Source organism: Vibrio sp. 14N.309.X.WAT.E.F5 (genome assembly GCF_030397615.1).
Lineage (GTDB): Bacteria > Pseudomonadota > Gammaproteobacteria > Enterobacterales > Vibrionaceae > Vibrio > Vibrio lentus.
This window is the reverse complement of the sequence record NZ_JAPNXR010000015.1, coordinates 110,993-122,308: the sequence shown is the minus strand read 5'-3', so window position 1 is coordinate 122,308 and position 11,316 is coordinate 110,993. Positions and strand designations below refer to the sequence as shown.

The following is an 11,316-nucleotide window of genomic DNA, read 5'->3' as shown; positions in this document are numbered from 1 at the left end:
TCGCTACTCGCTACTCGCTACTCGCTACTCGCTACTCGCTACTCGCTACTCGCTAAAGCATATCAACAGCTTTTTCTATCGCCGCAATGAGTTTTTCAACATCATCCATGTTGTTGTAAATACCAAATGAAATACGAACCGTTCCTTTCACATTGAGTGCATCCATTAATGGATGAGCACAATGGTGACCAGCGCGAACTGCGATACCTTGTTGATCCAGCAGAGTTGCAATATCTTGATGGTGAACACCATCCATCACAAAAGTAATCACACTTGCGTTGGGTTGATAACCCAATACCTGAATATCATCCAGTTTACTGAGTGCAAGATAAGTCTCGTGCTGAAGCTGGTGGATATGATTTTCGATATCTTGCTGAGCAAAACCACTTAACCATTCTATTGCGGTACTTAATGCTATCGCTCCCGCCACGTTTGGCGTGCCCGCTTCAAATTTTCCCGGCAGTTCAGAAAAGGTAGTGCCAGAGAAAGACACGCGTTCAACCATCTTGCCACCACCATGCCAAGGTGGCATCGCGTCTAGCAATTCAAGCTTGCCGTAAAGCACCCCAATACCAGCGGGAGCATAGAGCTTATGTCCAGAGAACACGTAGAAATCAGCCCCTAAAGCAGCAACATCAACGGGCTCATGAACGATACCTTGCGCGCCATCGACTACAACAATTGCATTCATTTTATGTGCTTTCTCGATAACTGTTTCAATGGGCTGGCGAGAACCCGTAACATTGGTTATCTGAGCCAGAGCAACAATCTTAGTTCGTTCATTCAAAAGGGCGTCAAACGCAACAACGTCAAAGTCACAATCTGATGTCATTGGTACTTTCACGACTTTAGCACCGGTTTGTTCAGCCACAATTTGCCAAGGCACGATGTTGGCGTGATGCTCCATTTCACTGACTAAGATCTCATCGCCAGGTTGAAGCGTGCTTCTTGCGTAAGTTTGTGCGATTAGGTTAAGTGCTTCGGTTGCACCACGAGTCCAAATAATCTCTTTTGACGATGTCGCGCCAATAAACTGAGCGACCTTGTCTCTAGCCGATTCAAATTGACTGGTTGCTTGAGCTGTTAAGCTATGACTGCCACGGTGAACATTGGCATTTTGCTTGGAGTAATATTGGCTAATAGCATCAATAACCACCTGAGGTTTTTGTGTCGTTGCCGCGCTGTCTAAGTAAATCAACGGTTGTTGGTTGATGGTTTGTGATAGCGCAGGAAACTGCTCTCGGATGTGATTGATATCAAGCATCTATTCTTACCTAAATCTTGGAAATTGGTGCCAGCGTCATGCTGATCAGTATCGTTATTTTATCGCGACTTGTTAACCGTTGCTGACTAATCTTGATGATTCCAGCTATTTTCTTGTGCTTTAACCTGATCGAAGAGTTTTTGGTTAACAGGAACCTCTATCTGATGCTTAAGTGCGGTTTTTATTAGGTGTCCGGTAATGAAGTCGATCTCTGTCTTTCGTTGGTAAAACACATCTTGCTTCATTGAGGAATTGTTCTTTGCTGTCGCTTGAATAACCTTGTTGACGCTTGTCTCTAATTCGTCAAATGAACAAGTAATACCTTCAGCCTGCATCACTTGCATGAGTTCTTTAATTATAGAACTCAGAGCTTCGCTAAATCTTTTGTCAGCAAGCTCTCCGTTTTTGATCTGTTCCAACCCAGTCAGTGGGTTGATGGCACAATTGATGGCGAGCTTAGTCCATAGCGCCGTTTTTATTTCAGGATTCCAACTCACGGTAGGTAAAGCGTGTTCCAACACATCAACTAAAAAAGTGCACTGTTGACCTTTGAGGTTAAAAGCACCCAACTGGGTTTGTCCGATTCCTGTATGGGATACATTGTTGCGATTGGGTTTGAATGCCGCTTGGGTGGTGGTCGCCAATACTATTGGGTGAGCATCAATTTGAGTCTCTATATGGTCGACCGCGCCCATTCCATTGTGCATGAACATGAGAATGGTGTCAGGGTCTAGGTGTTGAAGCAGTGGAGTGGTGGCTTCTTCTACTTGCCAAGCTTTGACCGTGAAGATCACTAGGTCACTTTCTGATAGCTTCTCGATATTGTTGTTACTGAAGGAAAGTGAAGCTTGTCCATCAAGCGATACGTCAATTGAGTTATCAGTGGAGCGACTCCACAAAGACACATTATGACCCGCTTGAGAGAGTTTGATAGCCCACAAAGAGCCGATAGCTCCAGGCCCAATAATTGAGATGTTCACAGCAATACCGAGATAAGAAAGTGATGCTGCAAGGATAACGAGGCATTAAATGAAAGCAATAAAAAATGGCACCCGAGGGTGCCATTTTGGAAACTTTCTTAGAAGTTCTATTAGAACTTGTAAGTTACTGCTACGTAGTGACCTACGCCTGAAGACTCAGCTTGTGCTGATGCATTCCATGGAAGGCCTTCGCCATCTGCAAAACCGTATACATCTTTGTATAGTTTTAGACCGTAGCCAACTGCGAACTGATCTGAGTGCCAGTAAAGACCGTTGAACATTGCACCACCATTGCTTGATGTTGCATACCCTTTACCTTCATCCATACCGAATTGGTAATCGATGTAACCTTGGTAAGAGATGAATGAACCGTTCTCGAAGAAGTGGAAAGGTTTGAACCAGTTAGTCGAGATTTGGAAACCGTTCCAATCTTTTTTGTTTGAGTCGTATGTACCGTAAAGGTTTAGACCCATTTTACCGAACCATGGAACCATTACGTCAGAACCAAGACCAATTTTTTGAGTGTTAACACCAGGGCTACCATCGATACAACCTGTAGCATCACAGTTAGTAGCACCACCACCACCCCATTCCATAAGAGATGCAACGTATAGCTCTTGAACTGGACCAAAAGAAAGGTCTTTACCAGTTAGGCCATCGATAGACATACGAGGAGCAAACTTCATGAACATTTTTTCAGATTTTGCTTTATCGCTGCTTGAGTCCGACGTTAGGTTAAATACATCAACATAGCCGTAAAGATCGAAAATACCATTGCGACCACCAAACTCCATCTCTAGGTAATCATGAGTAGACTCAGAAACACCTTTCTCATTAAAAGCACCCATCAAGTTGAACTGTAGGAACTTGTAATCGTTCTTGTGGATGTCGCCGTCAGAATAATCCGCTGCCATTACTGGAGCAGAAGCTGCTGCTAGTAGGGCAAGAGTTAAAAGTGATTTACGCATAATGGAACTCTCTATGTTAAAAATGAATAACCCGCTAATCCGTGCGTGTTTATGATGTCCGAATGCCGAGCATAATAGCGATTTTGTTCTCAAATAAAAGTGAGACGCGATGAAAATTGCAATTATTAAGGTGAACTTGATCACACTAATGATCTAAATGATGGAACTTTAAGATGGTAATGCATCCTGATGCACCACTGATTCTATTGATTTTGTGAAATTCGATTATTTTATGGATAAATTGGTGAATTACTGCCCTAAGCAAACGATTCTACTGAATAGAGTGACATGCATATCAAAATCAACAGTATTCTTTTCTAAGGCTTTTCGCGCTGAAAAGTGACTAAATCAAACCGCCCTCCATCCTGCCTTTGATCTATTTTTGACCAACTTCGTAATGGTGTTGGAATCAATTGATGAACAACTCATGTGATGAGTAATCTGGAGTACGAATCTGATTACTTTTCAAATCACAGATATATTTGAGACAGTTCACTGCACTAGATACCGAGAAAGTATTTAAAGATTTTTACTGAGCTAATCTTCTGTGTGACGAACTGGTCTAACTTTTTGGAGAGAAGACCGATGAAATATTCACCATTATTAGCGGTAGCAATTTCAGCGCTGTTCATTGTCGGGTGTGATGATGACGATGAACCAACGACACAACTGCAAGCCGTTCATGCATCACCCGATGCACCCTTAGCTAACGTTATTGTAAACAGTCAGGCTCGTTGGACTGGCGTTGATTATGCTCAGGCGTCTGGTTACGCCTCTGTCAATCAAGGACAGACATCAGTACAAGTCGATGTTCAACTTCCTGGTGACGCTGTCGCTACGGTGATCCCTCAAAGCCAATTCGATTTGAGCGGTGATTTAGATTACACCGTTATGGTGGTCGGCGATGCTGATGGTTCCAATAACCCTGTAGAGGCTTTAGTGGTTACACGCCCCGCTGAGGGAACCGCAACAAGTTCAAGTCTAGATGTGCAAGTTGTACATGCAGCAACAGGCGTTGGTGCGGTGAACCTGTATGTTACTGGGCCGAGTGATCCGTTGGGCGCGCCGCTTGGGACTCTAGACTACAAAGATTTTACTGATGTGTTGAACATTCCAGCTGGTCAGTACCGAGTAAGATTAGAAACAGTGAGCGGAAGTGCTATTGCTTTTGACTCTGGAGAAATCACTCTGTCTGGCGGTAGCGAGCTAACTATTGCGGCGGTGCCAAGAGCTGATTCAAACAGCGCATCTCCGGTGAAATTGATGGTGATGGATGGGAAAGGATCGTCTTTAATTTACGATATGGCAGAAACTGCTGAGGTCAGAGTGGGGCACTTAGTTGATGGTGCTCCGGATGTAGACCCATTTGTAAATGGTTCGGCTTTTGCGCCTTTAGCTGATTTGGTGTTCAAGGAGATCCGAGGGTTTATCGATTTGGCTGTCGGAAGCTATGACATTGATATATTTGCAGATGGTACAACAACTAATGCATTGATTGATGCCGACGGGGTGGCTGTATTTGCTGGAATGGATTACAGCATTTATGCAGTGGGGACTGTTTCTCCATTGAACTTAGAAGCACTTGTCGTTCCTGAAAACCGTCGTCCGGTAGCGACTAGCGCAGTATTGAACATTACCCATGCGGCGGCAAACCCAGTTGCAGCTTCGGTTGATATTTACTTAACTGAGAACGTAGGAATCTCTGGAAGCACTCCTGCGCTGAGTGATGTGAAATTTAAAGATTACGCGAATGGCATTTATGTAGCTGCGGGCTCTTATTTTGTGACGATCACAGTCGCAGGTGACCCATCTACTGTTGCGATTGATTCTGCGCCTGCAACTTTGGCTAACGGTGTTGTGTATCAAGTGGTGGCGATTGATGATTCGATGGGAACTGGCTTTAACTTAATAGTGAGTGATACGACAGACTAGCTCCTGAACATCCATATTCAGAAAATAAAAGAGGGTAGCTCATTGCTACCCTCTTTCTTTCGTTTGCTTTTTCTCTTATTCGTGGTTCTGTTTAGCTTTTTCTAACAAATCAGTAAAAAAGTGGCGTAACGAATAGAGCATGATCAAACTCGGTATCACCATTAATGATGTCAGTATAAAGAAGGTTGACCAGTCATTGAGGAAGTCGACCAATTCGCCGCTGAAAGATGCCAACGTCGTTCGACCAAAATTACCTAAGGATGCTAATAGAGCATATTGCGTTGCAGAGAAAGCGTGCCCAGTTAGTAGCGTTAAGAAAGAGACAAATGCCACTGTCGAAAAGGCGGTTGTGAAGTTATCGACAATAATGGTTGCCAAAAATAAGTGCTCATTTGGTCCTACTTGCGCAATCCATGCAAACATGAGGTTGCTGGCAGCCATTGCCACACCGCCAATCATCAGCCCGCGCACAATCCCGAACTTCACATTGAAGACACTGCCTAACAAGGTGAAGAATATTGTTGCACCCCAACCAATTAACTTGGAATAGTGGCCGATTTGTTCATTGCTAAAGCCGATCTCTTTATAGAAGGGAATCGACATTCTGCCTAAGAAGGCTTCACCTATCTTAAACAGGAAGACGAACAACAGCAGGGTAATTGCAACTTGAACACCGTTTCTCTTAAAGAAATCGTAGAAAGGCTCTAGCACTGTAACGCTTAGCCAGGCCACAACTTTAGAACCCACAACCTTATTATGGCGCTGCTGTGCTTCTTTTTGTAGCGCTTCGCGTTGTGTTGTTGGTTCCCCAACAAATAAAGTGAATAGCATTAGAATAATGACAACACCAGCCATGCCGTAATACACGCCATTCCAACCTATCGTATCAGCGTTGATAAAGGCGAGGTAACCCGGAAGAGAATAGCCTGTCCACCATCCCATCACGGCCATTGCGGATGCTTGTGGTAACTTTGATGATTCTGATTTTGGAAATGAATCAATACGGAAGGCATCGATAGCGACATCTTGGGTTGAAGAGGCGATCGCAATCCCGAGAGCAAGCATAGAGGTGAACATCAAGTCATTGGCTGGGTTTACACCAGCGATGAAGAGTGTGCAGACCAATACAAAGCTTTGGCACAGGAATATCCAACTGCGTCGTTGACCTAATATTGCATGTAGGATTGGCAGTTTGACTCGGTCTACCAATGGTGCCCAAAGAAAGTTAATGGCATAGACGGCGAATACACTACCGAAATAACCAATCGCAGCACGAGTTAAGCCAGCATCTTTTAGCCAGCCCGACATGTTAGAGCCGATAAGAACCCAAGGAAAGCCACTCGAACAACCCAGCATAAACACCCAAAGTAGACGTTTATCTAGGTAGCTACGGAAGGTCTGCATCCAAGAAAGAGAGGGAGTGCCAGATGACATGGGGCGTCCTTGTATAGAAAAACGCCCTTAAGAGGTTAAGGGCGCTGTATGAGATTACTTAAGAAGTGTTACTTTGTTGATGATGATTGGGTCGGCTGGGATATCTGACATACGACCCATTCGCTTAGTCGGAATGGTTGCCATCTTTTGTACGACATCGAAACCTTCAGTCACCGTGCCGAAAACAGCGTAGCCAGGGTTGCCACCTTTTGCATTCAAGAAGTCGTTATCCGAAAAGTTGATGAAGAACTGACGAGTCGCAGAATCTGGCGCGTTAGTGCGAGCCATTGCAATCGTTGCTGTATCATTCTTTAGACCGTTACTGCCTTCATTTTTGATAGGGGCATAAGTCGCTTGTTGATTCATGTCTTGATCGAAGCCGCCGCCTTGCGCCATAAAGCCAGGAATAACACGGTGGAAGATAGTGCCTTCATAGCTACCGTCGGCAACATATTTAAGGAAGTTATCAACACTAATCGGTGCTTGTTCTTGGTTGAGCTCGATAGTGAAGTCGCCTAATGTCGTCTCTACGTTCACTTTAGGGCCAGCCCAAACGCTCACGCTAACCAGCATTAATGCAATAGAAGTTAAAATACGGCTCATTAGAAACGTTCCTTCATGTAGTTTTGCAGTTCAGCGTCGTTAGCAATCTCAGTAAGAACCAAATTGATCACATCGTTAAGAACCATTGAGATATCGTCGTTTGAAGCGCTTAATGCACCAGTACGAGTTGCCGTACCGTTGAATGTTTTAACGAGCTTACCTTCAGGTGTTTCAGCCGTTACTTCAAGTGTTACTTTACCGTCCATTTTGTTTTCCATAATGGTGTGTTCTACGGTAACAAGCGCTTCTTGAATCTCTAAAACAATTGAGTTTTCACTGTTTACGCTTGCACGAAAACCTTGAGAGTCCAGTTGTTTTGCTAATGCGTCCTCTAGAGAAATACGCATGTTTTGTTTAGCGTGAATCGGCTGGATATTTGAACGGCCACTATCAACCAAAGCAACATACTGAGCGGCACGAACATCTTTGCTCGTTAGTGTGTATGTTTTGTTTTGAACGATATTGCTTGAGCTTAGTGAAGCTTCTGGCATTACGTTGATCTGTTCTTGCTGAGGGGCTGAACAGGCAGTCAGAGCCATGATAGAAGCAGCCAAAATCAGTTTTTTCATTCCTTTTTCCTTTCTAAATTCACACCAGAAGCTCGGTATTTTAAATTCTTATGAAGCAGTCTACTGCCTATTTATTAAAATTTGCAGGCTCTCTTGTTGCCTGTAATATCTCAAATTTTTGGTTCAATTCAAGCGTTTCGACATTTGCTTCACCAAATAATCTTGCTAGTTTGACATCGTATCCGAGGTGTCGGTTACCAATAACAATTAATTTGCCCCCGTTACTAAGAACATGCTTTGCATCACAGAACATTTGCCACGCAATGTGGTCCGTGATCGCTTGTTGTTGGTGGAACGGAGGATTACACATAACTAAGTAAGTGCTGTTTTTCTTAAAGCCATCTAAACAGTTGTTTGCGATGAACTGGAAGTTCCCTTCTTCGCCAAGGTTGTCTTTTACATTCTGGCGTGCAGACTCCACAGCCATGAAGCTTTCGTCTACACAGGTAATACGAGCTTGTGGGTTTAACTGACCAGCTTTCACACTCAGTACACCATTACCACAACCCAAATCAATTATGTGACGCAATTCTGGATCTTGTGGAATGTGTTCCAACATATAACGAGCGCCTTGATCGAGTGACTCGCCTGAGTAAACATTTGGTAAATTTTTCAAGCGAATATCTTCACCGTCCACATCCCATTCAACATAAGGTTCTACTGTTTGAATCGGTTGGCAGTTTGGAGAAGAGAACACAAGGCGATGCTTTTTCTTAGCCAGAGAGGTTTTGGTTTCGCCCAGATACTTTTCAAACAGGTTCAGTGTTGAAGTGTGGATCTCTTTTACTTTATTCACACCAATTACTTGGCAGCCTTCAGGCAATGCTTGGCGCAATTGACTCAATTGCCATATTAGGTGGCGGTTGGTTTTTGGCAACTGCATGATCACAAGGTCGATACCGTGTGGGATATCATCCATTGTGTTTAAAAAGTTCACACGGTTGCTCTGATTACGCTGTAAGTTTTTTAGCGTTCCGCGATGAGAAATGAAAGAGTCACTCATCATGGTCACATCATGGTCTTTCGAGAACCAAGCGGATAGGGCGCCAAAACTGTCGTTCATGATCAGGATGTGTTTACCAGGTTCAAGGTTCATCTCTTCAACATGGCTAATCAGGTATTCGTCGCCGGCATCCCAAGCTTGAAGGGTTTCATTTGAACGGTTGGGGAAACGATTTAGGGTTAAAGTTCTATCGTGAAGGGTAAGTTCAGTTTTCATTGCTTGAGATACTTATGTAAGAAATAACAAAGATATTGTCTCAAATGCAGACTGAACAAGATATAAAAAACTCGACTAAACCCCTTGAGTCAGCGATGAAATACTCAGACAGTCGGTTAGTTAGGGTTTATACTGGAGCGACAGATAATGCCAATACGCTATTTAAGGAATCACAATGATCCAAGAAGTTATCGAAACAAAATTGCACAATGAGTTTTCACCAAGTCATTTAAACGTGGTGAATGAGAGCTATATGCACAATGTTCCGGCTGGTTCTGAGAGTCATTTTAAAGTGATTGTTGTCAGCGATGTGTTTGAAGGTTTACGTCTTATTGCTCGTCACCGAGCGGTAAATAAAGCACTTTCAGAAGAACTGGCGAATAATATTCACGCGCTATCTATTCATACCTATACAAAAGATGAATGGATGAAGCAGCTAGATAACGTGCCAGACAGCCCTATGTGTATGGGTGGTGGCAAGTAATAGATTCAATACATATAAAGAGAGGTGGTTATGCCGCCTCTTTTGTCATCAAAACTATGTGTTTTTAGGTTTTATATCACTCAGATTGATGTCAAATTGAGCTGTCAAAAATACCTACAATGAGTAATGTTTTTATTAACAGTGTTTCAACATAACTCGTAAAATATTAGTTTGTGACAGAGTATTAATCTCTTGTTTAAAACACGATTCAAAAGCCATTTTATCTGTGCGGCTCGTCAAATTTATACATATTTGAGAGTCCATATGCTTCAAATCTCACCAAATAAAGGCCGTATTCAAGTTATTGGTCATGGCATCAAGTTGTCAAAAAATGCTAGAATACGGCACCTGATAAATCTCACATAATTAGTGTGATGAATTTATTAAGATAATGTTGCGATTTTGGTATCTCAAATCTACCGAAACCGGACACTGTAATGTCGTGTCTAAGGGCGGAATAAAACGTCCTGAATTTACGCAATTAAAAGAATCTTTTTCCCGATAAAGTAGTGCAAGTGCGTATGATTACAATAAAGAAGGGTTTGGATCTTCCTATCGCAGGAACTCCATCCCAGGTGATTAATGATGGTAAGTCCATCACTAAAGTCGCCTTGCTTGGCGAAGAGTACGTTGGTATGCGTCCTACGATGCATGCTCGCGTTGGTGATGAAGTGAAGAAAGGCCAAGTTCTTTTTGCAGATAAAAAGAACCCAGGTGTTGTATTTACTTCTCCAGCAAGCGGTAAAGTTATTGAAGTGAACCGTGGTGCTAAGCGTGTTCTTCAATCAGTAGTGATTGAAGTAGCAGGCAATGAGCAAATCACGTTCAATAGCTATGAAGCTAACCAACTAGTAGGCCTTGACCGTGAAACGGTTAAAGCTCAATTAGTTGAGTCTGGCGCATGGACCGCTTTGCGAACTCGTCCGTTCAGCAAGGTTCCAGCCATTGATTCTGAAACTCAGGCTATTTTCGTAACTGCTATGGATACTAATCCGCTAGCAGCTGAGCCAGAATTAATCATTAACGAGCAGTCTGATGCTTTCGTTGCTGGTTTAGATCTTCTTTCAATTCTGACTAACGGTAAAGTGTACGTTTGTAAAAAAGGTACTAGCTTACCTCGTTCAGCTCAGTCTAACGTTGAAGAACATGTTTTTGATGGCCCACACCCTGCAGGTCTTGCAGGCACGCATATGCATTACCTATACCCGGTAAATGCACAAAATGTAGCGTGGAGCATTAACTACCAAGACGTGATCGCATTCGGTAAGCTTTTCCTTACTGGTGAGATTTACTCTGAGCGTGTTGTTTCTCTGGCTGGTCCAGTAGTGAACAACCCTCGTCTAGTTCGTACTCAAATTGGTGCTAGCCTTGAAGAGTTGACGGACAGCGAGTTGATGCCAGGTGAAGTTCGCCTGATCTCAGGTTCAGTGCTATCTGGTGTTCACGCTTCAGGTCCACATGCTTACCTTGGCCGTTACCATCAACAAGTTTCGGTTCTTCGTGAAGGTCGTGATAAAGAGCTATTCGGCTGGGCTATGCCTGGTAAGAACAAGTTCTCTGTTACTCGTTCATTCCTTGGTCACGTGTTTAAAGGTCAGTTGTTCAACATGACAACGACGACAAACGGTAGTGATCGCTCTATGGTTCCAATTGGTAACTACGAGAAAGTAATGCCATTAGATATGGAGCCTACTTTGCTGCTTCGCGATCTATGCGCTGGCGACGTTGATAGTGCACAAGCACTTGGTGCGCTAGAGCTAGATGAAGAAGATTTAGCACTGTGTACCTTTGTATGTCCTGGTAAGTACGAGTACGGTCAGTTACTTCGTGAATGCCTAGATACAATTGTGAAGGAAGGGTAAT

General features: G+C 43.4%; 10 protein-coding genes. 3 read left to right on the top strand and 7 right to left on the bottom strand.

Annotated features, from left to right (window positions below; all coding sequences use genetic code 11):
• Positions 1-52: 52 nt before the first annotated feature.
• From csdA to OW495_RS16485, 3 genes are all read right to left on the bottom strand, one after another.
• Complete coding sequence (gene csdA, locus OW495_RS16495; RefSeq protein WP_289887458.1) at positions 53-1,264, bottom strand: cysteine desulfurase CsdA; 1,212 nt, start codon at positions 1,262-1,264, stop codon at positions 53-55.
• A gap of 86 nt (positions 1,265-1,350) precedes the next feature.
• Complete coding sequence (gene panE / locus OW495_RS16490; protein WP_289887457.1) at positions 1,351-2,244, bottom strand: 2-dehydropantoate 2-reductase; 894 nt, start codon at positions 2,242-2,244, stop codon at positions 1,351-1,353.
• 110 nt (positions 2,245-2,354) lie between these two features.
• The gene (locus OW495_RS16485; RefSeq protein WP_065584404.1) at positions 2,355-3,212 is read right to left on the bottom strand and encodes an outer membrane protein OmpK; all 858 of its coding nucleotides are present in this window, start codon (positions 3,210-3,212) and stop codon (positions 2,355-2,357) included.
• A gap of 585 nt (positions 3,213-3,797) precedes the next feature.
• On the opposite strand from OW495_RS16485, the gene OW495_RS16480 reads away from it, so the two are divergent.
• Positions 3,798-5,144: a DUF4397 domain-containing protein gene (locus OW495_RS16480; RefSeq protein WP_102514103.1), complete on the top strand. Its 1,347-nt coding sequence runs from the start codon at positions 3,798-3,800 to the stop codon at positions 5,142-5,144.
• A gap of 75 nt (positions 5,145-5,219) precedes the next feature.
• Here the strand turns inward: OW495_RS16480 and OW495_RS16475 are convergent, their stop codons facing one another.
• The 4 genes from OW495_RS16475 to OW495_RS16460 all read right to left on the bottom strand — a co-directional run bounded on the left by OW495_RS16475 (position 5,220) and on the right by OW495_RS16460 (position 8,969).
• Positions 5,220-6,578: an MFS transporter gene (locus OW495_RS16475; RefSeq protein ID WP_289887452.1), complete on the bottom strand. Its 1,359-nt coding sequence runs from the start codon at positions 6,576-6,578 to the stop codon at positions 5,220-5,222.
• A gap of 54 nt (positions 6,579-6,632) precedes the next feature.
• Positions 6,633-7,181, bottom strand: a complete 549-nt coding sequence (locus OW495_RS16470) for a peptidylprolyl isomerase (RefSeq protein ID WP_017104452.1) — start codon at positions 7,179-7,181, stop codon at positions 6,633-6,635.
• Positions 7,181-7,750, bottom strand: coding sequence for a YajG family lipoprotein (locus OW495_RS16465; protein ID WP_017110209.1), 570 nt, complete (start codon positions 7,748-7,750; stop codon positions 7,181-7,183). Before OW495_RS16465 ends, OW495_RS16470 begins: the two co-directional genes overlap by 1 nt.
• A gap of 67 nt (positions 7,751-7,817) precedes the next feature.
• Positions 7,818-8,969, bottom strand: coding sequence for a methyltransferase (locus OW495_RS16460; RefSeq protein WP_017104450.1), 1,152 nt, complete (start codon positions 8,967-8,969; stop codon positions 7,818-7,820).
• Between the two features lie 175 nt (positions 8,970-9,144).
• Here OW495_RS16460 and bolA point away from each other — a divergent pair, with 175 nt between their 5' ends.
• Both bolA and OW495_RS16450 read left to right on the top strand, forming a co-directional pair.
• Positions 9,145-9,453, top strand: coding sequence for a transcriptional regulator BolA (gene bolA / locus OW495_RS16455; protein WP_017064186.1), 309 nt, complete (start codon positions 9,145-9,147; stop codon positions 9,451-9,453).
• A gap of 521 nt (positions 9,454-9,974) precedes the next feature.
• On the top strand, positions 9,975-11,315 hold the full coding sequence (locus tag OW495_RS16450) for a Na(+)-translocating NADH-quinone reductase subunit A (protein WP_017110205.1): 1,341 nt from the start codon (positions 9,975-9,977) through the stop codon (positions 11,313-11,315).
• Position 11,316: the final 1 nt, after the last annotated feature.